This is a genomic window from Citrobacter sedlakii NBRC 105722, from assembly GCF_000759835.1.
GTDB classification, from domain to species: Bacteria; Pseudomonadota; Gammaproteobacteria; order Enterobacterales; family Enterobacteriaceae; genus Citrobacter_A; species Citrobacter_A sedlakii.
Map to the genome: position 1 here is coordinate 42,236 of NZ_BBNB01000009.1, position 25,777 is coordinate 68,012.

25 protein-coding genes are annotated in these 25,777 nt (G+C 55.2%); 9 read left to right on the plus strand and 16 right to left on the minus strand.

All coding sequences use genetic code 11. The features are described 5' to 3' along the window. Positions 1–4 precede the first annotated feature (4 nt). From hypA to CSE01S_RS13100, 8 genes are all read right to left on the minus strand, one after another. Complete coding sequence (gene hypA / locus CSE01S_RS13065) at positions 5–346, minus strand: hydrogenase maturation nickel metallochaperone HypA (RefSeq protein WP_042289173.1); 342 nt, start codon at positions 344–346, stop codon at positions 5–7. Further along, positions 339–827 carry a hydrogenase-2 assembly chaperone gene (gene hybE, locus CSE01S_RS13070; RefSeq protein ID WP_042289175.1) on the minus strand — a complete coding sequence of 163 codons (489 nt, stop codon included), beginning with the start codon at positions 825–827 and terminating at the stop codon, positions 339–341. Before hybE ends, hypA begins: the two co-directional genes overlap by 8 nt. Next, entirely contained in the window at positions 820–1,314 is a 495-nt protein-coding gene (locus CSE01S_RS13075) for a HyaD/HybD family hydrogenase maturation endopeptidase (RefSeq protein ID WP_042289176.1), read from the minus strand. Before CSE01S_RS13075 ends, hybE begins: the two co-directional genes overlap by 8 nt. Continuing rightward, the gene (hybC, locus tag CSE01S_RS13080) at positions 1,314–3,017 is read right to left on the minus strand and encodes a hydrogenase 2 large subunit (RefSeq protein ID WP_042289179.1); all 1,704 of its coding nucleotides are present in this window, start codon (positions 3,015–3,017) and stop codon (positions 1,314–1,316) included. The genes CSE01S_RS13075 and hybC overlap by 1 nt, the downstream gene beginning before the upstream one ends. After that, on the minus strand, positions 3,014–4,192 hold the full coding sequence (hybB, locus tag CSE01S_RS13085; protein WP_042289182.1) for a Ni/Fe-hydrogenase cytochrome b subunit: 1,179 nt from the start codon (positions 4,190–4,192) through the stop codon (positions 3,014–3,016). Before hybB ends, hybC begins: the two co-directional genes overlap by 4 nt. Next, positions 4,182–5,168 carry a hydrogenase 2 operon protein HybA gene (hybA, locus tag CSE01S_RS13090; RefSeq protein WP_042289184.1) on the minus strand — a complete coding sequence of 329 codons (987 nt, stop codon included), beginning with the start codon at positions 5,166–5,168 and terminating at the stop codon, positions 4,182–4,184. Before hybA ends, hybB begins: the two co-directional genes overlap by 11 nt. 2 nt (positions 5,169–5,170) lie before the next feature. Next, positions 5,171–6,289, minus strand: coding sequence for a hydrogenase 2 small subunit (gene hybO / locus CSE01S_RS13095; RefSeq protein ID WP_042289187.1), 1,119 nt, complete (start codon positions 6,287–6,289; stop codon positions 5,171–5,173). A 189-nt stretch (positions 6,290–6,478) separates the two neighbouring features. Further along, the gene (locus CSE01S_RS13100; RefSeq protein ID WP_042289189.1) at positions 6,479–8,056 is read right to left on the minus strand and encodes a methyl-accepting chemotaxis protein; all 1,578 of its coding nucleotides are present in this window, start codon (positions 8,054–8,056) and stop codon (positions 6,479–6,481) included. 503 nt (positions 8,057–8,559) lie between these two features. On the opposite strand from CSE01S_RS13100, the gene CSE01S_RS13105 reads away from it, so the two are divergent. Further along, complete coding sequence (locus CSE01S_RS13105; RefSeq protein ID WP_042289190.1) at positions 8,560–11,160, plus strand: autotransporter outer membrane beta-barrel domain-containing protein; 2,601 nt, start codon at positions 8,560–8,562, stop codon at positions 11,158–11,160. Positions 11,161–11,239: 79 nt separating this feature from the next. On the opposite strand, the gene yghX is transcribed toward CSE01S_RS13105, so the two are convergent. Then, entirely contained in the window at positions 11,240–12,127 is an 888-nt protein-coding gene (yghX, locus tag CSE01S_RS13110; RefSeq protein WP_042289192.1) for a YghX family hydrolase, read from the minus strand. Positions 12,128–12,208: 81 nt separating this feature from the next. Between yghX and CSE01S_RS13115 the strand changes: the two genes are divergently transcribed. Continuing rightward, positions 12,209–13,249 carry an aldo/keto reductase gene (locus CSE01S_RS13115; protein ID WP_042289196.1) on the plus strand — a complete coding sequence of 347 codons (1,041 nt, stop codon included), beginning with the start codon at positions 12,209–12,211 and terminating at the stop codon, positions 13,247–13,249. Positions 13,250–13,322: 73 nt separating this feature from the next. On the opposite strand, the gene CSE01S_RS13120 is transcribed toward CSE01S_RS13115, so the two are convergent. Together CSE01S_RS13120 and CSE01S_RS13125 are read right to left on the minus strand one after the other, a co-directional pair. Beyond that, positions 13,323–13,820, minus strand: a complete 498-nt coding sequence (locus CSE01S_RS13120; protein ID WP_042289198.1) for a TIGR00645 family protein — start codon at positions 13,818–13,820, stop codon at positions 13,323–13,325. 68 nt (positions 13,821–13,888) lie between these two features. After that, on the minus strand, positions 13,889–14,392 hold the full coding sequence (locus CSE01S_RS13125; RefSeq protein ID WP_042289202.1) for an ESA_00282 family adhesion-associated protein: 504 nt from the start codon (positions 14,390–14,392) through the stop codon (positions 13,889–13,891). Positions 14,393–14,495: 103 nt separating this feature from the next. Here CSE01S_RS13125 and CSE01S_RS13130 point away from each other — a divergent pair, with 103 nt between their 5' ends. From CSE01S_RS13130 to CSE01S_RS13140, 3 genes are all read left to right on the plus strand, one after another. After that, positions 14,496–14,903: a hypothetical protein gene (locus CSE01S_RS13130; protein WP_042289205.1), complete on the plus strand. Its 408-nt coding sequence runs from the start codon at positions 14,496–14,498 to the stop codon at positions 14,901–14,903. Further along, positions 14,903–15,325: a hypothetical protein gene (locus CSE01S_RS13135; protein WP_042289740.1), complete on the plus strand. Its 423-nt coding sequence runs from the start codon at positions 14,903–14,905 to the stop codon at positions 15,323–15,325. Before CSE01S_RS13130 ends, CSE01S_RS13135 begins: the two co-directional genes overlap by 1 nt. Positions 15,326–15,417: 92 nt before the next feature. Then, positions 15,418–16,302: an SDR family oxidoreductase gene (locus tag CSE01S_RS13140; protein ID WP_042289206.1), complete on the plus strand. Its 885-nt coding sequence runs from the start codon at positions 15,418–15,420 to the stop codon at positions 16,300–16,302. Between the two features lie 112 nt (positions 16,303–16,414). On the opposite strand, the gene exbD is transcribed toward CSE01S_RS13140, so the two are convergent. Further along, on the minus strand, positions 16,415–16,840 hold the full coding sequence (exbD, locus tag CSE01S_RS13145; RefSeq protein ID WP_042289208.1) for a TonB system transport protein ExbD: 426 nt from the start codon (positions 16,838–16,840) through the stop codon (positions 16,415–16,417). Positions 16,841–16,846: 6 nt separating this feature from the next. Further along, entirely contained in the window at positions 16,847–17,581 is a 735-nt protein-coding gene (gene exbB, locus CSE01S_RS13150; protein ID WP_042289210.1) for a tol-pal system-associated acyl-CoA thioesterase, read from the minus strand. A gap of 250 nt (positions 17,582–17,831) precedes the next feature. Between exbB and metC the strand changes: the two genes are divergently transcribed. Further along, positions 17,832–19,019 (plus strand): cystathionine beta-lyase, encoded by a 1,188-nt coding sequence (metC, locus tag CSE01S_RS13160; RefSeq protein WP_042289214.1) that lies wholly within the window; start codon positions 17,832–17,834, stop codon positions 19,017–19,019. Positions 19,020–19,181: 162 nt separating this feature from the next. Then, positions 19,182–19,841 (plus strand): DedA family general envelope maintenance protein YghB, encoded by a 660-nt coding sequence (gene yghB / locus CSE01S_RS13165; protein WP_042289216.1) that lies wholly within the window; start codon positions 19,182–19,184, stop codon positions 19,839–19,841. A gap of 49 nt (positions 19,842–19,890) precedes the next feature. On the opposite strand, the gene CSE01S_RS13170 is transcribed toward yghB, so the two are convergent. Further along, entirely contained in the window at positions 19,891–20,790 is a 900-nt protein-coding gene (locus CSE01S_RS13170) for an AraC family transcriptional regulator (RefSeq protein WP_042289217.1), read from the minus strand. A gap of 191 nt (positions 20,791–20,981) precedes the next feature. Between CSE01S_RS13170 and yqhD the strand changes: the two genes are divergently transcribed. Next, a complete protein-coding gene (yqhD, locus tag CSE01S_RS13175; protein ID WP_042289220.1) occupies positions 20,982–22,145 on the plus strand; it encodes an alcohol dehydrogenase in 1,164 nt (387 codons plus the stop codon). 104 nt (positions 22,146–22,249) lie between these two features. Further along, positions 22,250–23,077, plus strand: a complete 828-nt coding sequence (gene dkgA / locus CSE01S_RS13180) for a 2,5-didehydrogluconate reductase DkgA (protein WP_042289222.1) — start codon at positions 22,250–22,252, stop codon at positions 23,075–23,077. Positions 23,078–23,119: 42 nt separating this feature from the next. Here the strand turns inward: dkgA and CSE01S_RS13185 are convergent, their stop codons facing one another. Further along, positions 23,120–23,479: a carboxypeptidase-like regulatory domain-containing protein gene (locus tag CSE01S_RS13185; protein ID WP_233422707.1), complete on the minus strand. Its 360-nt coding sequence runs from the start codon at positions 23,477–23,479 to the stop codon at positions 23,120–23,122. 125 nt (positions 23,480–23,604) lie between these two features. Next, complete coding sequence (locus tag CSE01S_RS13190) at positions 23,605–25,776, minus strand: YgiQ family radical SAM protein (protein ID WP_042289236.1); 2,172 nt, start codon at positions 25,774–25,776, stop codon at positions 23,605–23,607. Between the last annotated feature and the right edge of the window lies 1 nt (position 25,777).

Genomic DNA, 25,777 nt, shown 5'->3' on the forward strand with positions numbered 1-25,777 from the left:
AGGTTTATTCAACTTCAATACTCTTCACTTTTAGCGAATCGCCGGTATCCACGCGCAGACGATCGCCATGGCAGCGCGGACATTGCGCATCGTGCCGGGCGATCTCAACCACCTGACTGCAATCCCAACACCATGCCTGCGCTGGCGTGTAGTCGATGTGCAGCACGCAGCCCTGCGCCACTGTCCCCTGGCAGACAATGTCAAAGCTAAAACGGACGGCGCTCTCCTCGACGCAGGAAAGCGCGCCAATCTCCAGCCACACGCCAGTGACTCGCTTAACGCCGTGCTGTTCTGCCTGCTGTTGAATGATCTCAACCGCGCTCTGGCAAAGAGACAGCTCATGCATTTTCACTACTCCGGCGGCCAAACAGCAATGCACGGCGGCTGGTTTGCGGCGCATCAGGATTACTGACCGGCAGCGACAGCAGCATCCGCGCGCAGTCGTCTGCCAGACGGACGCCCTCTTCCGCCGACATCGCGTGATTCAGCGGCGACATCAACGAGCAGGAGAGATATTGCGATACGCCGTCAAGCTCGCCAACGGTAAACGTCATATCGCCATACGGCAGACGCAGCCCGAGTTTTTCGCTCACCTTGCGTACCGGCCAGAGTTGATCCGGCCCGGGGAAAATCAGCGCGCTCAGCATCCACGGCGTGATGACACATCCCGTCCACTGTCCTTCATACAGCGTAAAGTCAGAGACATACACCGGCATATCAGGATGCAAAAAAGAGAGATCGTGCATTGAACGCTGCGCGATGGCGTCAAACGCGGCCTGAACCTGCGCCTTCGGGGCGGTCTGGAACCCTGAAATCTCCTCAGACATGGGCAGCCTCCCGGGGGATAGCGTCCACACCAGACTCGCGCAGCGCGGCAAGAACCTGCGCAAGCGCAGGTTCAATCATCGCTTCCACCGTCGGCGTTAAGCCAATGTGCGGCTCCAGCGACTCTGGAATGACGCCCACCAGGGTCAGCTTCTTCGGGAACTCGCCGGTAAAACGCAGGGCCGACAGAACGTCGGCCAGGCCAAGCTGGTGCGGGGAAATTTTATTGGTAAACAGCGCAGGCACTTCATCGTCCCGCAGGACCATGATCGTACCCGGCGTGTTTTTTCTGGACACAATGGCGTCCGCGATAATCAGATGATCGCGGTTCGCCATGTCACCCAGCAATTCCATTCCCGCCGTGCCGCCATCGAGGACCTCTACGTAATCCGGCAGTACGTATCGCTGCGCTAACGCTTCAACGATCCGCACACCGATGGCTTCATCGGTCAGCAAAATATTGCCGACCCCTAAGACTAAAATCCGCATTACAGAACCTTCACAGAGACCACTTCGTTCCCGTCAGCGTCGACAACATGCACCGCGCACGCCATACAGGGGTCGAAAGAGTGAATAGTACGTACCACTTCCAGCGGTTTTTCCGGATCGGCAATCGGCGTACCCACCAGCGACTGTTCATACGGGCCGACATCGTCGTTAAAGTTACGCGGGCCTGAGTTCCACGTTGACGGTACGACCGCCTGGTAGTTGCTGATAATGCCGTCTTTGATCACCATCCAGTGAGAAAGCATCCCGCGCGGCGCTTCAAGGAAGCCGACGCCTTTGAACTCGCCAGTGGACGGAATATCCGGCTTCACAAACGTAGTGTGATCGCCTTTACCAATGTTGGCGATCAGCGCGCCGTACTGGTTCTGCAAAATACCCTGCAGTTCGCAGCAGTGAACGGTACGGCCAATAATGCGCCCCAGCGTGGAGTGCAGTTGCGCCACTTCCAGCGTTTTACCGGTCAGCTTCTGGTAGATAGCGACAATTTCATTCAGCTTCGCCTGCGTGGACTCGCGTCCCGCCGCCAGTTTAACCAGCATATTCGCCAGCGGTCCCACTTCGACGGTTTTGCCGTAGAAGGTCGGCGATTTCACCCACGAATATTTACCGTCATCCGCCCAGCCGTTGTATTCCGGGATGGTGGTGCCTTCCCACGGCGCCTGCGGCGCTTCGTCTTTATACCAGGCGTGCTTCGCGCTCTCCTGGATACCCTTGATCAGGTATTCATCGGAGTGAGAGCTGATTGGACGGTAGGTCGACAGATCGGCGTTTTCAATGTAGCCGCCAGGGAACAGGAAGCTGCCGTTTTTGCCGTCGGTCGGGAATTCCGGCGCGCTCAGGTAGTTCACCGCGCCTTTACCCCGTTCCAGCCATTCCGGATAAAACGCGGCGATCACCGCGGTATCGACCTTATACACTTGTTCAACGAAGTCGCTCAGCTTGTCGATGAATGACTTAATGTACATCAGGCGTTCAAGGTTCAGCACGCCCAGACCGTCGAGGTTGATCGGGTTGGCTACCCCGCCCACCGCCAGGTTCTGAATGTGCGGCGTTTTACCGCCCAACAGCGCCACCACACGGTTGGCGTCACGCTGGCATTCCAGCGCCTGCAGGTAGTGCGCGACCGCGATCAGGTTCACTTCCGGCGGCAGTTTCATCGCCGGATGTCCCCAGTAGCCGTTGGCGAAAATGCCCAACTGACCGCTGGCAACCAGATCTTTGATCTTGTTCTGCACTTTCGTGAACTCTTCCGCGCTGTTCAGGTGCCAGCTGGAAACGCCTTTCAGCAGCGCTTCGGCTTTTGCCGGGTCGGCATTCAGCGCGGAGGTGATGTCCACCCAGTCCAGCGCGGACAGCTGGTAAAAGTGAACGATGTGGTCATGCGTGGTATGCGCCGCCAGAATAATGTTGCGGATATACTGCGCGTTCACCGGCACGTCGATGTTCAGCGCGCTTTCCGCCGCACGCACCGAAGAGATGGCATGTGTGGTCGTACAGACGCCGCAAATGCGCTGCACAATCATCCACGCGTCGCGCGGATCGCGGTTCTTCACGATCTCTTCCATGCCGCGCCACATGGTGCCGGACGCCCATGCTTTCGATACAACGCCATTTTCGATTTCGCAATCGATGCGTAAATGCCCCTCGATACGGGTTACCGGATCAATAGTAATTCTCTGGCTCATGCTTTGCTCGCCTCATGACGATTATGATCGTTTTGTTTTAAAGGAGGAAGTATCGGCAGTAGACGAATGAGAACGATGTAAGCGCAAATCTCAATAGCCACAAAACCAATAGAAATCAACAGTTCTTCCCAGGTTGGGAAGTAGTGGTAGCCGCCGCCTGGATTGAAGGCCACCAGCGAATAGGAGAGTCGCCAGGTCGCGCAGCCCAGCAGCGCGCTCAGCGCAGACAGGTACAACATCCGCGAATCGTTGCGCAGTTTCGCCACGCGCAGCACCACCAGCGGGAAGACCATCAGCACGACTTCAATCCAGAACATCAGGGAATAGAGGTCGCCTGCGAACGCGTACGATAACTTGTCGCGATAGATCAGCTCGCCAAAGCGCAGCACGACGAATATCGCCAGCAGTACGCTGATGGTGTTCGTCAGTTTGATAAACAAGCTCTTTTCATCCGGACCGTTGCCTTTCAGACCCGCCTGAACCAGCGAACCTTCAAAGATAACGATTGAGAAGCCCATGATAAAGGCGGTTAGCACCGAAAACAGCGGCAGCATTTCGTAGCTTTGCCACAACGGATGCACCTTGTAGCCGGCCGAAATCATCAGCGATCCCATTGAGGACTGGTGCATGGTCGGCAGCAGCGCGCCGAGGGCGATGATAAAGAACATCACCTTGTTCAGACGCTTCAGCGACACTTTCCAGCCCAGGCGTTCGAACACCGCCGGGGCAAACTCCAGCGCCATCACGCCGATGTAGATGGTCATACAGACCGCCGTCTCAAACAGTACCGAGTTCACATTGAAGTGACCCGGAATGTAGAAGTACGGCAGGTTCCAGTAACGCCCCACGTCAATCGTGATAGACAGACCGCCCAGCGAATATCCAAACAGACTGGCCAGCAGCGCCGGACGCACCAGCGGGTGGTATTGTCCCCGGTTGAAAACATACACCGCCCATGCCAGCGCCCAGCCGCCACAGGCAAAGCCAGTGCCGATCAGCAGGTCGAAGGCGATCCAGACGCCCCACGGGAAGCCGCCGTTCAGATCGGAGACGGACCCCAATCCAAACACCAGACGCTTCACGATAAGAAGCATACAAAGGATGATTAGCGGCCCGAAAATAATGACCGGTTTACTGATAATTTTGCCGCCCAGCGGTTTAGGATCATGACTCATGATCGTCTCCTCCGTCGTGATGGTCGTTTTTAGTGTTACGACGAACCAGCACGGATAAGCCCGCCAGCGCAGCCAGGGGTAATATCATGCCTTTATACAGCGTGTGTTGAACGTGTTCGGATCGCGCGCCGGTAGAGAGGTCATCCAGCTTCGGTAGATCCAGATTTTCGTAAGGTACCCCGGTCAGCACCAGCACCTGCGTACCGCCGCCCTCTTTTTCGCCATACAGATGCGGGTAATACTTCGGCACGGTATGCACGTAGGTGTCGCCGGTTTTCAGGGTCTGACGCGGATAGTGATACTGACTGCCCGGTTCAAGCGAAAGACGCTTTTTCGCCTCGGCCATCAGCTCTTCGCGAGTGCCGAAGATCACCGCGCCCGCCGGACACACTTCCACACAGCCTGGAAGACCGCCCTTATCGAGTCGCTCAACACCTTTCTGGTTACACAGTTCACACTTGTGTAGCGCGCCAAACGGGTTGTTGTAGTCGTACTTCGGCACGTTGTACGGACACGCGACCATGCAATAGCGGCAACCGGTACAGACGTCTTTGTTGTAATGGACGATGCCGGTTTTCGGATCTTTTTTCAGCGCGGAAACCGGGCAGACAGAGACGCAGTTAGGGTCGACGCAGTGCATACACTGTTTCTTAATGTACGCATAGCCGTTATCGACCTGGTCTTTGTTCACGCCGTCGCCGCTACGCCACACCTGAATAATGTTATTGGTGTAGGGCGACAGTTTGTCGTTGTTTGACCAGGTCTGTTCCCCTTCGGGGTTACGCGCCGGAAAGTTGATGTCCTGACATTTAGTCACGCAGGCCTGACAGCCGACACACAGCGTCGAGTCATACAACATACCGAGTGAACCGGGGATCGGCGGGCGGTTTTGCGCAGCCGCATGGCTGACAGACGGCGCGGCGCCTAACAGCAATGCCCCGCTGGAGGCTGCTTTAATAAAGTTACGTCTGTTCACGGTTATTCTCCCCGTGAGTCAGCGTTATCTTTCTTTTGCTGACGACCCAGTTCACGCACCGCCATCACGCTGACGCCTGCCACAAGTCCGACGACGCCGCCGAGTAAGCCAATGGCGCCGGCAGAGACGTTGCCGCCTTCTTTCATATTTACGTCTGGTTTTTCGGAACGCGGTGTCTGGTTTTCCACGTGAGCAAGCTGGTGAATGCCCTTATGGAATCCCACGCCCTCTTCGTTACAGCCGTAGCAAGGATGCCCGATCGCCACCGGCCACACGCCGCCTACGTCGCAGAACTGCAGCGTGGAGCAGTTGCCCCAGGTTTCCGGTCCTTTACAGCCAAGATGATAGAGGCACCATCCTTCACGGTGACCTTCATCGCCGAACTCTTTGGCAAAGCGACCGGCATCGAAGTGCGGACGGCGCTCACAGTGCTCGTGGATCAGGCGGCCATAGGCGAAGGTGGGACGATTTTTCGCATCCAGCTTCGGCGGCTTACCGTAAGTGATGATGTGCGCGACCGTCGCCAGGAAGTTATGCGGGTTCGGCGGACAGCCTGGAATGTTGATCACGGTTTTGCCTGGCAGTACTTCCTGCAGACCCACCGCGCCGGTTGGGTTCACGCCCGCAGCGGCGACGCCGCCCCAGGCGGAACAGGAGCCGATAGCGATAATCGCCGCCGCGCCTTCCGCCGCTTTGCGGATATGGTCCACAATCGGCTCACCGGCAACCATGCAGTAAATACCGTTATCTTTTAAGGGAATGGAACCATCGACGACCAACACATACTGCCCTTTATACTTCTCAAGCGCGTTGTGTTTATTCTCTTCAACCTGATGGCCGAACGCGGCGGAAAGCACCTCGTGATACTCCAGAGAGATGGTCTCCAGAACAAGGTTTTCTACCGTGGGGTGGGTCGCACGAAGGAGGGATTCGGTACACCCCGTACACTCCTGAGCGCCAATCCAGATAACTGGCGGGCGCTGCGGACGGGATACCGATTCGGCCATTTCTGCGGCGGCTTTGCTGCTGAGCCCCATGGTGGCGGCGAGTGCTGCACAAAGCTTCATGAAATCACGACGGTTAACGCCGTGAGAATTAATGAGAGTATTATCTCCAGTCATTTTATAGTTATTCCGTTGCGAAGACCTGGCTTTTATTTTGCATCAATCGCGCAAACGTTATTGCGATCGGTGCGCCATTTACCACATTTTTATTATGGTTATGTAGTCTATGATACTGCGCAGGAATACTAAAACGAAGGGAGTAGCCGGTAGTGTAATTAATAAAACCGGCCCAATACCCCTTTCGGATCAATGTTCGGTTCGAAAGTCAGCGTTATCGCTTTGCGAAAGACGGAATTTTTGCACCGAACGCTGAAGTTCTTCGGTTTGACGCTCCAGCGCGGCGGCGGCGGCAGAAACCTGTTCCACCAACGCGGCATTTTGCTGCGTGACGCCATCCATCTGCGTAATGGCGACGCCAACCTGCGAAATGCCTTTACTCTGCTCTTCTGAAGCCGAAGCGATTTGCTTCATTATGGCCTCCACTTCTGACACCCCGCGCAGAATCGCCTCCATGGTCGAACCGGTGTCTTTCACCAGTTGCGCCCCCTGATCGACACGGCGAACGGATTCGGCGATCAGCGTTTCGATCTCTTTCGCGGCATTCGCGCTGCGACTTGCCAGGTTACGCACTTCACCGGCAACCACCGCGAATCCACGCCCCTGTTCACCGGCACGCGCGGCTTCGACCGCCGCATTGAGGGCGAGAATATTGGTCTGAAAGGCAATACTGTTAATCACGGTGGTAATTTCGGCAATCTGCTTCGAGCTGGCGGAAATGCCGTTCATGGTGTCCACCACGTCTGACACCAGCGAACCACCCTGGCTGGCGGTACGGGAGGCCGAGTCCGCAAGCTGGCTGGCCTGACGCGCGTTATCCGCGTTCAGTTTTACCGTCGCGGTTAGCTGTTCCATACTGGCGGCGGTCTCTTCCAGCGCGGCGGCCTGCTCCTCGGTACGCGATGAGAGATCGTTGTTGCCGCTGGAAATTTCGGTCGCTCCCCGCCAGATATTATCGCTGCCTGCGCGAATCGCGCTGACCGCCTCGCGTAAACTGTCCTGCATCGCTCGCAGTAGGGGCACCAACTGGCCCACACAGTTACGCCCAATATCGTCAATCGGCTGGCTGAGATCGCCCTGGGCTATCTGGCGAAACTGCTGACGGATCCGCCCCAACGGTTTCACCAGCATCGCCACAAGGTAGCGGTCGGTAAAAAACAGGATCGCAATTCCCAGTATTACCGCGCTGACGATCAGCGTGCGGATCACCGCCGTTTTGCCATCGACCATAACCCGGGTTTGATCGAGCATGACCGCAGCGGCGATATTGAACCGCTCTGCGCTTGCGCCGAAGGCGCGGCTCAATGCTGGCGTCACGTTATTCGCCTGCGCACTCCACGCGGTCAGCGTGCCCTGCTGCGCAAGTTGCATTTGCGGCGTGACGCCTTTATCGAGCAGATGCTGCCATTTAGCCAGCACATCGGCGGCAACCTGGGGATCCATCGGGCCTGGAGAAAGGGTTTTCATCTCCTGTAACTTTTTACTCATGTTATCCAGCGCCTGTTGTACGGGCGTAAAATCGGGCGTCCCTCCGCCGATTTTAACGTCCATGGCGCGGCTGAGACGGGTCACGAAGCGAAAATACTGATCGTTGCCCTGGCTGAGCACCGTCATCTGGCGAACAAGATGGCGATCCACCTCGTTGCCCTCCGCGACGCGAGAAAGAGACCAGGTGCTGTAAAGCCCCACACCGACCCACATTAAACAGAAAATGCCGAGGATCGTCAGCATGACAACCCGGATAGTGAAATTGCGAAGCATGTACATATGTTTTCCTTGCCGTGAGGGAGAAGTCGCCCAGAGGCGCGTCTAACCTCGTTATCGGCAGGAAGCGGCGAAGGTATAATTTTTCGCGCGTAATTTTATAAAAATTTTTACTCCACAAGAAAGTTAATGAAAACGATAATCGCCGGGCGAGAAATCCACATTGCGTTAACGTGTTTTTATCTTTCAATAGTTGTAAAAATGTAAAACAGCCGCGCAGTAAATTACCGAAATACCCCTAAAGAATTATTGGGTTTGAGGCATTCTTTTGAACTATATCGATGTTGCTGGATAAAATTGGCATAAACAGCTTATTATTTCAGCTAAAACATTCACGAGAAAAATGTATTCATGATAATTAATTTATCAGACCGCGATTAAAACATTATTTTTTCTTAAAACCATTTTAAGATTTTATTACATCACTCTCCTTTCAGAAGATTCTTAAATGAACGCATTTCCATTAAAAAGAAAGCGGATTTATCTTGATATTAATGGAATAAAAAATGCGCAAATTAATGAACCGCACGTTGCTCTCGCAATGTGTATTAGTGGCTTTAGCTTCCTTCAGTTCCTGTGTTTCTGCTGCCTCCAGCACGCAGTGCGTTGGTGACGATACGTCGCAAACCTGCGGTCTACGGGCTGCAAAGTCCAAGGACGGTATTAACGTTTACCAACAAGATAACGGTGTCGCTAACGCCGTAATGGCGGACCCAACCTCCGGGTCGATCTTCATGAACGGGCATTTCAACACCGGAGAAACCCAATCATTAACTGTCAACGGCACCGATATGACCGGCAGCTATATTCAGGGAAGCAATGGCGGGACGGCAAATATCACCGTCACCAACGGCGCGAAAGTGGATATGATTGAAGTCGGCAATATTAAAAAGACCACGAACACTACCGTCACCGTTGATCATTCAACCCTGAATGGCGAAAACGACGATGTGCTTTATCCGAATAAAAAAGACTACATGATGGGTGCGTCTATCTATCTCGATCCGCAGGATAATGGCTATCATACCGCCAATATTATTAACGGCAGCGATCTGCACGGCAGTATTATCAGCGGCGGTAATGGGGTTCAGACAATATCCATGAGCGACAGTTCATTGGATAAAGGCGGTATTTATGCCGGTAGCGAAAAATCGGATACGACACTCTCGCTCACCAATGCCTCCGTCGACGGTACCGACAGTGAAGTGGCGCAGGATGTTGAAAAAGCGTCACAATTTTTGAGTAAGACAATCTTTAAAGATCTCAACCTTGACGCGTTTGGCGACGTTACCGTCGCCATGCTGGGCACTACCCACACCAGCCTGACGATGAATAACAGCACCGTGACCGGCGATATTGGCGTCGTGAATGAAAAAGGGTACGCCAGCCTTTCACTCACCAATCAAAGCGTGATTAACGGGAACGTCACTCTGGCCGGTGATTCCACCAATTCCCTTCTGCTGGACAACAGCACCATCAACGGTGACGTCAACACCAGCGCCAATAAAGGCAATACCACCATCACGCTGCAAAACAACGCCAACGTCAACGGCGATGTTACCACCGGTAAAGGCGACGACACGCTGGTGCTGACCAATCAGTCTCACGTTAACGGCAACGTGGACGGCGGCGACGGCAGCGATACGCTGTCCATGGACGCGGGCAGTTCGATCACCGGTCAGATAAGCCAGTTCGAAACGGTAAACACCACCAGCGATAACAGCATCAGCATCGACAAAATCAACGACGCAACCACCTGGGATCTGCAAAACGGATCAAGCCTGATCGCCAGCACCACCGGGAGCAATGCCTCGGTCAGCATGAGCACCGACAGTTTCGTTAACTTCGGCACGATCACTGGCAGTAATAACGCCGTGGTGGTCAACAGCATCACGCCGTCTGCGATCAATCGTTCCGGCGTTCTTCTTGGGACATTTACGACCACCGGCACTGCTGCGCCGCAGGACTATGCGGGCGCCACGTTCACTAACGGCCAGCAGACAGTGGAAAATCGCAGCGGCGCGTACAACTACGACAACAGTCTGGACATTGTCGCCGCCGACAGCGCGCCACAGGCCATGCTGAAAGCCAGTGACAGCCAGAGCTGGAATATTCTGTTTAACAGCGCGCAAGGTTCGCTGGCCAGCGACGTGCAGGGGTTAATTGCCGGTCTGGATGCGGCTGAACAGGCGGGTCATCAGGTCGCTGACGACATCAGCAATCACATGAACCAGGTACATCTGGCCAGCCTGTTGGGCGAACAACAGGAGGGAGCGCAGGTATGGGGCGATTTCCTGTACCAGAACGGTAATTTCAGCAACGATGTCGACTACAAGAGCGTTACCCAGGGCGCGCAGGGTGGTGTGGACTGGACGGCGCATTTAACTAATGGCGACAGCGTCACTGGCGGTATCGCCCTGGCCTGGACCCGCAGCCGCGTGCAGGACACCAGCGACAGCGCCGACAGCTTCAAGGACAGCGTGTACGGGAATTACTACAGCCTGTACGGCGGATGGCAGCAGGCGCTGAATGGCGATACCTGGGGACTGTTTGCGGACGGTAGCGTCAGCTATGGCGATATGCGTTATTCGCTGTCTGCCAACAACGTCACCGGCAATACCAGCGGGATGACAGAAGCGCTGAACGGCTCGACCGACGGAAGCCTGTATATGGCGCAAGCGCGTACCGGCGTAAACGTCCTGCTGCCGGGCGAAACCCTGCTGCAGCCGTATGCCACTCTGGGCTGGGATCAGACCAAAGCCGACGGCTTCTCCGATCAGGAGATCACCTTCTCTGACAGTCAGGTGTCTTCCTGGAACGGCGGCGCTGGCGTCCGTCTGACCACCACGCTTCGCGATCTGAACAAAGGCGTACAGCTGATGCCGTGGATTGACGCGCGCTTCCAGAAAGAGTTCAGCGACGATACCGACATCAAGGCGGCGGACTATCACAACACCACAGGCCACAACAACACGATGGGCATTTTTGGCGCAGGCATCAACGCCACCATCGCCCACAACGTCACGTTAAATACCGGCGTGTATGTGGGAACCGGTGATGTGGATAACGACGCCAGCGTCCAGGCAGGGATGAGCTATAGCTTCTGATGCCTGAATTGCCGGGTGGCGGCTTCGCCTTACCCGGCTAACCCCACCAAAAGCCCGGCAGGCGTCGCGTCGCCGGGCTTTAGCGCAAATACGTCTCAAACCACGCCAGCGTGCGCTTCCAGGCCAGTTCGGCCGCGGGTTCGTCATAGCGTGGGGTTGAGTCGTTATGAAATCCGTGATTTACGCCGGGATAAATCCAGGCTTGATAAACCTTATTATTCGCTTTCAGTGCGGCCTCATAGGCGGGCCAGCCTTCATTAATATTTTTATCCCGCTCGGCATAATGTAGCAAAATCGGCGCGTTGATCTTCGGCACGTCCGCCGCTGCGACCTGGCGACCATAAAACGGCACCGCGCACGCCAGCTCCGGATACGCCACAGCGGCGGCATTTGATACCCCGCCGCCATAGCAAAAACCGGTGATCCCGACCTTGCCCGTAGCGTCTGGGTGTTTCTGCATAAACTCAATGGCGGCAAAAAAGTCGTTCATCAGCTTCGTCGGATCGACCTTTTGCTGTAAGGCTTTTCCTTCTTCATCGTTTCCGGGATACCCCCCAACCGAGCTTAAACCATCCGGCGCCAGCGCTATATAGCCCGCTTTCGCCACCCGCCGCGCTACATCTTCAATATAAGGATTCAGCCCGCGGTTTTCATGTACGACCACCACAGCCGGAACCTTACCCGTCGTTTTTGCCGGTTTTACCAGATAGCCGCGCACATCGCCGTGCCCGTTTGGCGACGGGTAGTGGATGTACTCCGGCAGGATAGCGGGATCGGTGAATTTCACCTGCTCAGCCAGCGCGTAATTGGGTCTGAGCATGTTGAACAGCGCCAGCGCCGTCACCCCGCCGGCGGCATATTTTGCCGCGAGGTTGAGAAACTCTCGTTTTGAGATCTTCCCGTGCGCGTAATAGTCGTAGTAGTCGAGCAGTTCTTGCGGAAAATCTTTCGCGGTCAGACGGGCCATCGCATATCTCCAGGATTTGTGATTTGATAAGCATAGAATGAAAACGCTGTTTCGAAAATTCATCACAAGAAAGGAGACATCATGTCCTGGAACGCCTCCCCTGACCGCTACGACACTATGCTTTACCGCTACTGTGGTAAAAGCGGACTCCGGCTGCCCGCCCTGTCGCTCGGCCTGTGGCACAGTTTCGGCCACGTGCAGGCGCTGGATTCTCAGCGCGCACTGCTGCGTAAAGCTTTCGATCTGGGTATTACCCACTTCGACTTAGCCAATAACTATGGTCCGCCGCCGGGCAGTGCGGAAGAAAATTTCGGTCGCCTGTTGCGCACCGATTTCGCCCCTTTTCGCGACGAACTGATCATTTCCACCAAAGCCGGTTACGACATGTGGCCTGGTCCCTATGGCTCCGGCGGCTCACGTAAGTACCTGCTCGCCAGCCTCGATCAAAGCCTGAAGCGCATGGGGCTGGATTACGTTGATATCTTTTACTCGCATCGCGTGGATGAAAACACGCCCATGGAAGAAACCGCCTCAGCGCTCGCCCACGCCGTACAAAGCGGTAAAGCGCTGTATGTGGGTATCTCTTCTTACTCACCGGAACGCACGCAGAAAATGGCGACGCTGCTTCGCGAGTGGAAGATCCCGCTGTTGATTCATCAGCCTTCCTATAACCTGCTGAATCGCTGGGTGGATAAAAGCGGCCTGCTGGATACGCTGGCGGAAAATGGCGTTGGCTGTATCGCGTTTACCCCGCTGGCGCAGGGACTGTTAACCGGTAAATATTTAAACGGTATCCCGGAAGGCTCACGGATGCAGCGCGAAGGGAAAAAAGTGCGCGGCCTGACGGAAAACATGCTGACGGAAGCGAATCTCAGCAGCCTGCGCCTGCTCAACGCCATGGCGCAACAGCGCGGTCAGTCGATGGCGCAAATGGCGTTAAGCTGGCTGCTAAAAGATGAGCGCGTCACTTCGGTACTCATTGGCGCGAGCCGCCCTGAACAGCTGGAAGAAAACGTACAGGCGCTGAAGAATCTGGCGTTTACCGCCGAGGAACTGGCGCAGATTGATAAGCATGTCGCGGACGGCCAACTGAATCTGTGGCAGGCGTCCTCCGACAAATAAACCGTCATCGCCGTCGGGCGAGACACCCTGCCGGATGGCGCTACCGCCATCCGGCGCGAGGAGTGAAGATCGCTTACTCGTGTTTATGCCGGGTGAGTCTGTCGAGATAACCCATTACAAACGCCGACAGCACAAAGGTGAGGTGGATAATCACATACCACATCAGCTTATTGTCCGGCACGTTTTTCGCGTCCATAAACACGCGCAGAAGATGGATAGAAGAGATCGCCACAATCGACGCGGCCACTTTGTTTTTCAGCGAGGTCGCATCCATTTTCCCCAGCCAGTTGAGCTTTTCCCGACCTTCTGAGATATCCAGCTGTGAGACGAAATTTTCGTAACCGGAAAACATCACCATCACCAGCAACCCGCCGACGAGGGTCATATCCACCAGCGACAGCAGCACCAGAATCAGGTCCGCTTCCGCCATCGAAAAGACGTTAGGCAGGACGTGAAAGATCTCCTGAAAGAACTTCAGCGCCAGCGCCACCAGCGCAAGCGACAGACCAAAGTAGACGGGGGCGAGCAACCAGCGAGACGCGTACATTACGTTTTCGAGAAAGCGTTCCATATATTCCTGTCATGTAGCAAAACCGGGGAACAGTATATCTCAACATGGCAACATCAGATCAACATCCCTTAAACTTCCCCGGGGGTGATCCACGGGCGCTGATACTCGGGCCACACCAGCGCCACCAGCGACGGATAGGCTTCAAGGCTAAATTCCCGGAAGCACTGTCGCAGATTGAGGACATCCAGATCGGAATGCGGCACTTTTTCACCATTCAGGCAGCGTTTCTTTATCGTGTCGTAGTATTTATACACGGCGGAATTGAGATCGCTACAGCGACGCTGGGCATCAAATAGCCCGGGGGTTTCATTCAATTGCGCCATTGTCATTCGCTTTACCGTGGCGTGCAGGAAATCAATATATTCATGATTAACCCGCCAGTACCATACCGGCGTAATGGCATTCATCAGCGTGGAAAAATGATCTTCCCCCTCGTCTTTGGTTAACGGCGGGAGTGGAACGTCGGGAGAATGTTCTTCGGCACCGCGCGGCTTATTAAACTCGCGTATTAAAAAAAGTATGACCCCGGTGAGCAATAGCAGAGTAATAACAGAATAAAAAATACTGTTCATAAAATGGCTCCATTTTTTTTGATTTTAAAATTACCCCATGTTATTGTCAACGCGACCTGTCAATAAGAATAATTATACACCTGATAATAAAGGATAATGTGACATGCTTCCCGAGCATCTTGTCCCGCCGCGTTTTCATCTGTCTGCGTCAGGCCAGACGGAAGGATCCGCAGAAAACGCTAATAATTTCACTCAGGGAAAGAAAAACCTTCGCGATTACGAAGCCGATATTTTAATTAGCGCGGCATCTACCGGGCAATCTAAAAATATGCTGCTCGAAGAACACGATCGCCATTTTAAAGAACGCCTGTGTCGGGTGGCAAAAATTGAAACCTTTGCCCGTGTGATTAATACCTTACAGGCGGAAGGTGACATTGATGCCCAGACCTTAAGTAAAATATTGGCTGACACCACCAACCATATTAATGAAAATGGCAACGAAATTTGGCTTAATTTAATTACGCGAGAAAAATCTTCCCCGATTTTTTATTCTCTGGATGATGAACAATGATCAAAGATGTTGAAGATAACAATGTCTATCTGGCTTTGGACGATAATAAAAGCGATCAATTTGCCTTAAAGCAGAATCTTGCGGCACTGGTCGCGCATAAGAATGCGCTGCTGGAAAACGTGGCGCAGGAAGCGACGTCCATTCCTGCGGCGCTGGTTCGGTTGAAGTGGCAGAACCGTCGGGAAATGTACGCGCTGCAAATTAAGGAAGAAATTTACGGCGCGGTGATAAATGCCCTTATTCGGCAACGCCCTGAATTACATGACAAAATCATGAGGCGTCTGGAAAGCCACTGGCAACAACTGCTGGATCGCGAAACGGCGACGCTGCGCCTGACGCGTAAGCTTGCCGAAGGTCGCTACCGCACGCTGAATATCACCAGCGTCGCGCTGGATGAACAACTCGTCGTAAAGAAAACGTAGCCTGTCCGGGCGATCAGGATCGTCCTGGTTCCCCCCGCTTTCCCGCATAGCGTCTACCCTTAAGGTATGATTAACCTGAAGGGAGAAATGGCATGTCGACTCTACAAGACCCCACCACACAGTACTACACCGGTGAATATCCCCAACAGAAACAGCCCGCGCCAGGCGTACAGGCGAAAATGACCCCAGTGCCTGACTGTGGCGAAAAAAGCTACGTGGGCAGCGGTCGCCTTAAAGATCGTAAGGCACTGGTGACAGGGGGCGACTCCGGCATAGGACGGGCTGCCGCCATTGCTTACGCGCGTGAAGGCGCAGACGTGGCGATAAACTATCTGCCAGCGGAAGAAGAGGACGCGCAACAGGTTAAAGCCCTTATTGAAGAGAGCGGGCGCAAAGCGGTGCTTATTCCCGGCGATCTGAGCGATGAATCCTTTGCCCGCTCGCTGGTACATAAGGCGCGCGAGGCGCTGGGGGGTCTGGATACGCTGGCGCTGGTCGCCGGTAAACAGGTGGCGATTCCTGAAATTAAGGACCTGACAAGTGAACAGTTCCAGAAAACCTTTGCGGTGAACGTGTTTGCGCTGTTCTGGATCACGCAAGAGGCCATCCCGTTGCTGCCGAAAGGCGCCAGCATTATCACCACCTCGTCAATTCAGGCGTATCAGCCAAGCCCGCATCTGCTGGACTATGCGTCGACTAAGGCGGCGATCCTCAACTACAGCCGGGGTCTGGCGAAACAGGTCGCCGGGAAAGGGATCCGGGTAAACGTTGTCGCGCCCGGCCCTATCTGGACCGCACTGCAAATCTCGGGCGGTCAGACGCAGGATAAAATTCCGCAGTTTGGTCGGCAGACGCCCATGAAGCGCGCTGGTCAGCCCGCGGAACTGGCGCCGGTCTATGTCTATCTGGCGAGTCAGGAATCAAGCTATGTGACCGCAGAAGTACACGGCGTGTGCGGCGGTGAGCATTTAGGCTAGTAGAGTACGGTAAACCATTGGCCTGATACGCGACGCGCCATCAGGCCATAAAAAAGCCGGGTAGCGGCTTTGCCTTACCCGGCCTACTTCTTCAGTCAGCGAAAAGCGCCGGTTATTTCGCCTTCGCGACCTCTTCCCCGACCAGGCCAATCTTCAGATACCCCGCCTGATGCAGCGTATCCATGACCTTCATCATGGTTTCGTAGTTCACGGTTTTGTCCGCGCGGAAGAAAATCGTGGTGTCCTTCTTCCCTTCCGTCAGGGCGTTAAGCTCCGCAATCATACTTTCTTCGGTCACCGGATCGTTACCGATAAACATGCTGTTGTCGGCTTTCACTGACAGATACACCGGTTTTTCCGGACGCGGCTGCGGCGTGCTGGAAGATGCGGGCAGATTCACCTTCACATCCACCGTCGCCAGCGGGGCCGCCACCATAAAGATGATCAGCAGCACCAGCATGACGTCGATAAACGGCGTCACGTTGATTTCATGCATTTCACCGTTATCGTCCAGGTTTTCGTTAAGACGCATTGCCATGAAACGTTATCCTACACGTAATTTCTGCGCGGTACGTACCGGATGCGCGGAGGCGCTTGCATCCAGGTCCAGGTCGCGGCTTTGCAGCAGCAGCACCTGCGCGGCGATATCGCCGAGCGTTGCTTTCAGACCGCCAATCTGACGGGCGAAAATGTTATAGATGACGACGGCTGGAATCGCAGCAACCAGACCAATCGCGGTCGCCAGCAGCGCTTCAGCGATACCCGGCGCGACCACAGCAAGGTTAGTGGTTTGCGTTTGGGCGATACCGATGAAACTGTTCATGATACCCCATACGGTACCGAACAAACCGACAAACGGGGAGATCGCCCCGATGGTCGCCAGGTAACCATTTCCGCGTCCCATCTGACGTCCTGCCGCCGCAACGCGACGCTCAAGGCGAAAACCGGTACGCTCTTTGATCCCTTCGTTGTCTTCGCTGCCTTCAGACAGCTCCAGCTCGTTCTGCGCTTCGTTGAGCAACTGGGTACTCAGGCTTTTCGCGCCGAACTTAGCGGCAATATCGCTTGCCTGATCCAGAGAGCGGGCTTCCGCCAGCAGTTGCTGTTCACGCTTCAGGCGACGCTTCTGGGAGAAGAAATCCACGCTTTTACTGAAGAAGATAGCCCAGGTGACCACTGACGCCAGAATCAGACCAATCATCACGCACTTCACTACGATATCGGCGTGCTGATACATACCCCAGACGGAGAGATCCGTCTGCATCAAATTATTACCCACTCTGTATCTCCAGGACGCAAATCACAAAATCTGAGCATAATAATATCAAAACGACGTCGAATTGATAGTCGTTCTCATTACTATTTACATAGTGCCGCACCTTTGGTTTCTTTTCCTTGCGCTTACGCAGTAAAACATCACGAGCGGAGAATTTGGGAAAATATTGTGCTTTATATAAGAGGACGGGATGCGCATTTTGTCATTCGTGGTAGTTTAGACATCCAGACGTATAAAAACAGGAAAAACTGACATGGCAGATAAGCAACTGGAGACCCGACTGGTCAGCGCGGGACGCCGTAAGAAGTACACTCTCGGCTCCGTCAACAGCGTGATTCAGCGCGCCTCATCGCTGGTCTTCGACACCGTTGAAGCCAAAAAACACGCCACCCGTAACCGTGCAAACGGCGAACTGTTTTACGGACGTCGCGGCACGCTCACGCATTTCTCACTCCAGGAAGCGATGTGTGAACTGGAAGGCGGCGCCGGATGCGCGCTGTTTCCCTGCGGCGCTGCGGCGGTCGCCAATACCATTCTGGCGTTTGTGGAACAAGGCGATCATGTGCTGATGACCAACACCGCCTATGAACCGAGTCAGGATTTCTGCCGCAAAATCCTCGGCAAACTTGGCGTGACCACCAGTTGGTTCGATCCTCTCGTCGGCGCGGATATCGCAAAGCATATTCAGCCCAACACCAAAGTGGTGTTTCTGGAGTCGCCCGGCTCCATTACGATGGAAGTGCATGATGTTCCGGCGATCGTCAGCGCGGTAAGACGCGTCGCGCCGGAGGCCATCATTATGATCGATAATACCTGGGCGGCGGGGATCCTGTTCAACGCGCTCGACTTCGGCATCGACATCTCTATACAGGCCGCGACAAAGTATCTGGTTGGTCATTCAGACGCGATGATCGGCACGGCGGTCGCTAATGCCCGCTGCTGGGATCAACTGCGTGAAAACGCCTATCTGATGGGACAAATGGTCGACGCCGACACCGCTTATATCACCAGTCGCGGACTGCGCACGCTCGGCGTGCGTCTGCGTCAGCACCATGAAAGTAGCCTCAGGGTTGCCGAGTGGCTGGCCGCGCACCCCCAGGTGGCGCGAGTGAATCACCCGGCCCTGCCCGGGAGCAAAGGTCATGAATACTGGAAACGAGACTTTACGGGCAGCAGCGGGCTGTTCTCGTTTGTGCTGAACAAAAAGCTGACCAACGAAGAACTCTCCGCCTATCTCGATCACTTTAGTCTGTTCAGCATGGCCTACTCGTGGGGCGGCTTTGAGTCGTTGATTCTGGCGAACCAGCCGGAACAGATTGCGGAGATCCGCCCGCAAGGCAACGTCGATTTCGACGGCACGCTCATCCGTTTGCATATTGGTTTAGAGAATGTTGACGATCTGATTGCAGATTTAGCCGCCGGTTTCTCCCGCATCGTATAATATTGACGCCAATGGACATGAATGCAGACACATCGACCGAAATTGTCTGCATTTGTTGCGCCTCGGATCAAGGCATCCGGGCCTGTAAGGGAGTATAATGGGTAAATTAAGCGCCCATTCCGTTCGGCTCAGGGGCGTAAACGCTGTTCCACAGGAAAGTCCATGTCTGTCATTCAAGATATTATCGCTGCGCTCTGGCAACACGATTTTGCGGCGCTGGCGGATCCCCATATTGTTAGCGTCGTCTACTTTGTGATGTTCGCCACGCTGTTTTTAGAAAATGGCCTGTTACCGGCCTCATTCTTGCCTGGCGACAGTTTGCTGCTGCTGGCGGGCGCGCTGGTTGCGCAAGGGGTGATGAGCTTTGTCCCGACGCTGTTCATACTGACGACCGCCGCCAGCCTGGGCTGTTGGCTGAGCTATATTCAGGGACGCTGGCTGGGCAATACCAAAACGGTAAAAGGCTGGCTGGCGCAGTTGCCGGCGAAATATCACCAACGCGCGACCTGCATGTTCGACCGCCACGGCCTGCTGGCGCTGCTGGCTGGCCGTTTTCTGGCCTTCGTGCGTACCCTGCTGCCAACCATGGCGGGCATTTCCGGGCTTTCCAATCGCCGCTTCCAGTTCTTTAACTGGCTGAGCGGGCTGCTATGGGTCGGCGTGGTCACCAGCTTTGGCTACGCGCTGAGCATGATCCCGTTTGTGAAGCGTCACGAAGACCAGGTGATGACTTTTTTAATGATCCTGCCGATCGTCCTGTTAGCAGCGGGTTTACTGGGCACGCTGGTCGTGGTGATCAAAAAGAAATACTGCAACGCCTGAATGCTGAATGCCGGATAGCGCTTCGCTTATCCGGCGTGGAACAGGCAGGTTAACTTCCTTGTAAAGTGCGGATCCGCGCCGCATCTTCTCCCGGCGTGACGCCGAAGTAGCGCTTAAACTCGCGGCTGAACTGCGACGCGCTTTCATAACCCACCCGCATCGCCGCCGCGCTGGCCTTCATACCGTCATGAAGAATCATCATCCGGGCCTTATGCAGCCGATACGTTTTCAGGTACTGCAACGGTGATGTGCTGGTCACCGACTTAAAGTTATGGTGAAACGCCGACACGCTCATATTGGCCTCCGCCGCCAGTTGCTCGACGTTCAGGCTCTCGGTGTATTTGTTCTCAATGCGCTTTATCACCCGGCTGATCAGGCTGAAATGGGTTTGTCGGCTCACCAGCGCCAACAGCGCGCCGCCACGTGGTCCGGTCAGCACGTGATACAGGATCTCACGGATAATCTGTTTCCCTAAAATACGCGCGTCGAGCGGTCGCTCCATCACGTCCAGCAGGCGTTCCGCCGCGCACAGGATCTCATCAGACAGCGTTGCAGAGTTAATCCCGCTTGCCGCCATCGACGGCTGAAAACGTTCATCCTCGCCGATGTCCATCAGCAGTTCCTGTAGCTGCAGCATGTCGACGTTAATGCGAATGCCAGCCAGCGGCACCTCCGGCGTCGCATAGGTTTCACATTCAAACGGCAACGGCACCGTCAGCAGCAGATATTCATTAGCGTCATAACGGAAAACGCGCTCGTTGATATAACCAATTTTATGGCCCGAAAAGAGAAATATGATGCCGGGATCGTACATCACCGGCGTGCGCGGCCCCGGCTCAGTGCCGTACAGCAGGCGGATGTCCGGCAACCGCTCCCCCTGGTTTTTCTCACTATCTTTCAGATGTTTAATTTTATCTGTCAGCAACAGACAAATCTCTTCACGGTTCATGACGGCTTATTTTCGCAACGAGTATCGATGAATTGATTGTGCGCAAATTTAGTGTTTTTCTCCAGCGTTCTGGAGGAATAGGCAAAACATTGGCAGAAATGAGCATTGAGAGGCAGCGTGGGGACGCCCACAATGTTTCCATCAGGCAGACCGACGCCTGCCCTCTTTTTACCCACATAAGGGAACGAGCAATGAATAACTTTAATCTGCATACCCCAACCCGCATTCTGTTTGGTAAAGGCGCGATTGCCGACCTGCGCGATCAAATCCCACAGGACGCGCGTGTCATGATCACCTATGGCGGCGGCAGCGTGAAAAAGACTGGCGTGCTGGCTCAGGTTCAGGATGCGCTGAAAGGCATGGACGTGCGTGAGTTTGGCGGCATTGAGCCAAACCCGTCTTATGAAACCCTGATGAACGCGGTGAAAATCGCCCGCGAAGACAAGGTTACCTTCCTGCTGGCGGTGGGCGGCGGTTCGGTGCTTGACGGCACCAAATTTATTGCCGCAGCGGCACACTATCCGACAGACATTGACCCGTGGCGCATTCTGCAAACCAGCGGCAGCGAGATTAAAAGCGCCATCCCGATGGGCTCCGTGCTGACGCTACCCGCCACCGGTTCTGAATCCAACAAAGGCGCGGTGATTTCGCGCAAAACTACCGGTGACAAACAGGCGTTTCATTCCGAACACGTGCAGCCAGTCTTCGCCGTACTGGATCCGGTATACACCTACACCCTGCCGCCGCGCCAGGTGGCGAACGGCGTAGTTGATGCCTTTGTCCATACCGTTGAGCAATACGTGACTTATCCGATTGACGCCAAAATTCAGGATCGCTTTGCGGAAGGCATCCTGCTGACGCTGATCGAAGACGGTCCGAAAGCGCTGAAAGAGCCGGAAAACTACGATGTGCGCGCCAACGTGATGTGGGCGGCGACGCAGGCGCTGAATGGTTTGATTGGCGCAGGCGTACCGCAGGACTGGGCCACCCATATGCTCGGTCACGAACTGACGGCGATGCACGGTCTCGATCACGCCCAGACGCTGGCGGTGGTGCTGCCCGCGCTGTGGAATGAAAAACGCGACACCAAACGCGCCAAACTGCTGCAGTATGCTGAACGCGTGTGGAACATCCGCGAAGGGTCTGACGCTGAACGTATTGATGCCGCTATTGCGGCGACGCGCAACTTCTTCGAGCAGCTTGGCGTACCGACACGCCTTTCCGGCTACGGCCTGGACGGCAGTTCTATCCCGGCGCTGCTGGCGAAGTTAGAAGAGCACGGTATGACGCAACTCGGTGAAAATAAAGACATTACACTTGACGTCAGCCGCCGTATTTACGAAGCCGCGCGCTAAGCTTTTTTCGCCTCTGCCTTTCGTTTTTGGACATTTCGTCCAGACTTAAGTCACACCGCATCACCGGAGGCTTCCTCCGGTGATGAGCACATGAAGGAGGAAAAATGGCAAACCAAACCGTAATTAAGCTTCAGGATGGCAATGTAATGCCCCAGTTGGGGTTAGGCGTATGGAAAGCCGGTAACGACGAGGTCGTCTCCGCCATTCATAAAGCACTGGACGTCGGCTACCGCTCAATAGACACCGCCGCCGCATACAAAAATGAAGACGGCGTGGGCAAAGCATTAGCCAGCGCTGGCGTTCCTCGCGATGAACTGTTCATCACCACCAAGCTGTGGAATGACGATCAAAAACGTCCGCGTGAAGCCCTGCAGGAGAGTCTGGAAAAACTTCAGCTCGACTACCTTGATCTGTATCTGATGCACTGGCCGGTTCCGGCAATCGATCATTACGTTGACGCCTGGCAGGGTATGATCGATCTGCAAAAAGAGGGGTTAATCAAGAGCATCGGCGTCTGCAACTTCCAGGTCAATCATCTGCAACGACTGATCGATGAAACGGGCGTCACGCCGGTGATCAACCAGATCGAGCTGCACCCGCTGATGCAACAGCGCCAGCTTCACGCCTGGAATGCGACGCATAAAATCCAGACGGAATCCTGGAGTCCGCTGGCGCAGGGCGGCGAAGGCGTTTTCGATCAGAAAATCATTCGCGATCTCGCAGACAAGTACGGTAAAACCCCGGCGCAGATTGTTATCCGCTGGCATCTGGACAACGGCCTGGTGGTGATCCCGAAATCGGTCACCCCGTCGCGTATTGCCGAAAACTTTGACGTCTGGGATTTCCGCCTTGATAAAGACGAACTGGGCGAAATTGCCAAACTGGAGCAAGGCAAGCGGCTCGGTCCCGACCCGGATCAGTTCGGCGGCTAATTTTCCTTCCCAGCCCGGTATTCTGCCGGGCTTTTTCTGCGCCTATGACCCGAACGAGCAGGCCATCTCACCGGGTGTATCCGGGACTCTGCAAACAACCTTTAACACGTCGCCCTCAAGCTCGAACGGCCCACCGACGCCCCCGCCGGTCTCCGCTTCGTATGCCTTACCGTTGGCATTCACCTGCAGCGAGGTAGCGTAAAACCAGTCCATTGGGCCTATCGGCAGAAAAAAGGCCCATTCGTGTTGGGGCGGAAAGGCAAAACGCCCCTCTTTATCTGATAAGGTCGTCACCGGCTTCTCAGCATGGCTCGCCAGTACGACTGTTGCACCGCTAACTGGCTTGCCGGCGCTGTCGATCAGCCGTCCTTCCACTTCCGGCTGCGTCTGGCGATGTATCATGCAACCAGATTGCAGCAAGGCGATCGCAATTATCCCTGCCAGCATCCCTGCTTTCATCTCTGCGTCTCCGCCCTATGGGCCACGGTTTTCCTGGCCCGACAAACGCGCGTCATCGGGCACTCAGATTAACGCCCCGCGACCTTGCCGCGTTTTTTGTTCGCCGCCGGGGTCTGACGCTGATGCGACACTGGCGTATGCTTGGTCAACGCCGGACGAGTATGCCGGTTCTGACGACGCGCCTCGCGCATCTCTTCGATCGTTGGCGCCGGAACCAGACATTCGCGACGCCCGCCGATCAGATGCTTTTTGCCCATCTCTTCCAGCGCCTGACGGATTAACGGCCAGTTAGCCGGATCGTGATAGCGCAGCAGCGCTTTATGCAGACGGCGCTGCTTATCCCCCTTCGGCACCACCACATCTTCACTCTTATAGCCAATTTTACCCAGCGGGTTTTTGCCGGTGTAATACATGGTCGTCGAGTTAGCGAGCGGCGACGGATAGAAGTTCTGCACCTGATCGAGACGGAAGCGATGTTTCTTCAGCCACAGCGCCAGATTCACCATATCTTCATCGCGCGTACCGGGGTGTGCAGAAATAAAGTACGGGATCAGATACTGTTCTTTGCCCGCCTGTTTCGAATAGAGATCGAACAGCTCTTTGAAGCGGTCATAGCTGCCCATGCCCGGCTTCATCATCTTCGACAACGGTCCTTCTTCGGTATGCTCCGGCGCAATCTTCAGATAGCCGCCAACGTGATGGGTCGCCAGCTCCTTGATATAGCGCGGATCTTCCACCGCAATGTCATAACGCACGCCGGAGGCGATAAGGATCTTCTTGATGCCTTTCAGATCGCGGGCGCGGCGATACAGATTGATTGTCGGCTCGTGATTGGTGTCCATATGCGGACAAATATCCGGATAAACGCACGACAGACGGCGGCAGGTCTGCTCCGCGCGCGGCGACTTACAGCGCAGCATGTACATGTTGGCCGTCGGCCCGCCGAGATCGGAGATCACGCCGGTAAATCCCGGCACGGTGTCGCGGATCGCTTCAATCTCATTGATGATTGAATCTTCAGAGCGGCTCTGAATGATGCGCCCTTCGTGTTCTGTAATTGAACAGAAAGAACAGCCGCCGAAGCAGCCGCGCATGATGTTGATGGAAAAGCGGATCATCTCATAGGCCGGAATGCGGCTGTTGCCGTAGGCCGGATGCGGCACACGTTTGTACGGCAGCGCAAATACGCTGTCCATCTCTTCGGTCGAGAGAGGAATAGCCGGCGGGTTGATCCAGATATAACGATCGCCATGCTTTTGCATCAGCGCGCGCGCGCAACCCGGGTTGGTTTCATGGTGCAGAATGCGCGAGGCGTGAGCGTAGAGGACTTTGTCACCCTTCACTTTTTCAAAGGAGGGCAGCAGCACGTAGGTTTTTTCCCACGGCTTCGGGCGCGGCGGCTGCACGGTGACGGCTTTCGCCTCCTGCTTTTTCGGCGCGACCGGCTTATTGTCCGCACACGGCAGGTCTTCTCCGTACGGATGCGGAATTGGGTCGATTTTTCCCGGCGTGTCGAGACGGGTCGAGTCGACACCGCTCCAGCCCGGCAGCGCTTCTTTTACCATAATCGCGGTATTACGCACATCGCGGATCTGGTCGATGGTTTCGCCCATTGCCAGACGATGCGCCACTTCCACCAGCGGACGCTCGCCGTTGCCAAACATCAGCATGTCGGCTTTGGCGTCCACCAGCACCGAACGGCGTACGGTATCAGACCAGTAGTCATAATGGGCGGTACGGCGCAGGCTGGCCTCGATGCCGCCGAGGATCACTGGCACCTCTTTCCACGCCTCTTTACAGCGCTGGGTGTAGACCAGCGTGGCCCGGTCCGGACGCTTACCCGCCACATTATCTGGCGTATAGGCGTCGTCATGGCGCAGACGGCGATCGGCGGTGTAGCGGTTGATCATCGAGTCCATGTTGCCCGCGGTCACGCCGAAGAACAGATTCGGTTTGCCCAGACGCATAAAGTCGTCTTTGCTGTTCCAGTCCGGTTGGGCGATGATGCCCACGCGGAAGCCCTGCGCTTCCAGCATACGGCCACAAATCGCCATGCCGAAGCTCGGGTGGTCGACATACGCGTCGCCCGTCACCAAAATAATGTCGCAGCTATCCCAGCCAAGTTGATCCATTTCGTCGCGAGACATCGGCAAAAAAGGGGCTGGACCAAAGCAGGCCGCCCAGTACTGAGGCCAGGAGAAGAGATCTCTGTCTGGCTGGATCAGGGATATTGCGCTCATA

Bases quoted from the DNA above. Each gene is read 5' to 3' on its own strand.
- hybB (WP_042289182.1), bottom strand. From the start codon at position 4,192: ATGAGTCATGATCCTAAACCGCTGGGCGGCAAAATTATCAGTAAACCG.
- CSE01S_RS13075 (WP_042289176.1), bottom strand. From the start codon at position 1,314: ATGCGGATTTTAGTCTTAGGGGTCGGCAATATTTTGCTGACCGATGAA.
- exbD (WP_042289208.1), bottom strand. From the start codon at position 16,840: ATGGCAATGCGTCTTAACGAAAACCTGGACGATAACGGTGAAATGCAT.
- metC (WP_042289214.1), top strand. From the start codon at position 17,832: ATGGCAGATAAGCAACTGGAGACCCGACTGGTCAGCGCGGGACGCCGT.
- CSE01S_RS13105 (WP_042289190.1), top strand. From the start codon at position 8,560: ATGCGCAAATTAATGAACCGCACGTTGCTCTCGCAATGTGTATTAGTG.
- dkgA (WP_042289222.1), top strand. From the start codon at position 22,250: ATGGCAAACCAAACCGTAATTAAGCTTCAGGATGGCAATGTAATGCCC.
- hybO (WP_042289187.1), bottom strand. From the start codon at position 6,289: ATGACTGGAGATAATACTCTCATTAATTCTCACGGCGTTAACCGTCGT.
- CSE01S_RS13125 (WP_042289202.1), bottom strand. From the start codon at position 14,392: ATGAACAGTATTTTTTATTCTGTTATTACTCTGCTATTGCTCACCGGG.
- CSE01S_RS13170 (WP_042289217.1), bottom strand. From the start codon at position 20,790: ATGAACCGTGAAGAGATTTGTCTGTTGCTGACAGATAAAATTAAACAT.
- hybE (WP_042289175.1), bottom strand. From the start codon at position 827: ATGTCTGAGGAGATTTCAGGGTTCCAGACCGCCCCGAAGGCGCAGGTT.
- CSE01S_RS13120 (WP_042289198.1), bottom strand. From the start codon at position 13,820: ATGGAACGCTTTCTCGAAAACGTAATGTACGCGTCTCGCTGGTTGCTC.
- hybC (WP_042289179.1), bottom strand. From the start codon at position 3,017: ATGAGCCAGAGAATTACTATTGATCCGGTAACCCGTATCGAGGGGCAT.
- CSE01S_RS13140 (WP_042289206.1), top strand. From the start codon at position 15,418: ATGTCGACTCTACAAGACCCCACCACACAGTACTACACCGGTGAATAT.
- hypA (WP_042289173.1), bottom strand. From the start codon at position 346: ATGCATGAGCTGTCTCTTTGCCAGAGCGCGGTTGAGATCATTCAACAG.
- CSE01S_RS13115 (WP_042289196.1), top strand. From the start codon at position 12,209: ATGTCCTGGAACGCCTCCCCTGACCGCTACGACACTATGCTTTACCGC.
- CSE01S_RS13190 (WP_042289236.1), bottom strand. From the start codon at position 25,776: ATGAGCGCAATATCCCTGATCCAGCCAGACAGAGATCTCTTCTCCTGG.
- CSE01S_RS13130 (WP_042289205.1), top strand. From the start codon at position 14,496: ATGCTTCCCGAGCATCTTGTCCCGCCGCGTTTTCATCTGTCTGCGTCA.
- yghX (WP_042289192.1), bottom strand. From the start codon at position 12,127: ATGGCCCGTCTGACCGCGAAAGATTTTCCGCAAGAACTGCTCGACTAC.
- yqhD (WP_042289220.1), top strand. From the start codon at position 20,982: ATGAATAACTTTAATCTGCATACCCCAACCCGCATTCTGTTTGGTAAA.
- yghB (WP_042289216.1), top strand. From the start codon at position 19,182: ATGTCTGTCATTCAAGATATTATCGCTGCGCTCTGGCAACACGATTTT.
- CSE01S_RS13185 (WP_233422707.1), bottom strand. From the start codon at position 23,479: ATGATACATCGCCAGACGCAGCCGGAAGTGGAAGGACGGCTGATCGAC.
- CSE01S_RS13100 (WP_042289189.1), bottom strand. From the start codon at position 8,056: ATGTACATGCTTCGCAATTTCACTATCCGGGTTGTCATGCTGACGATC.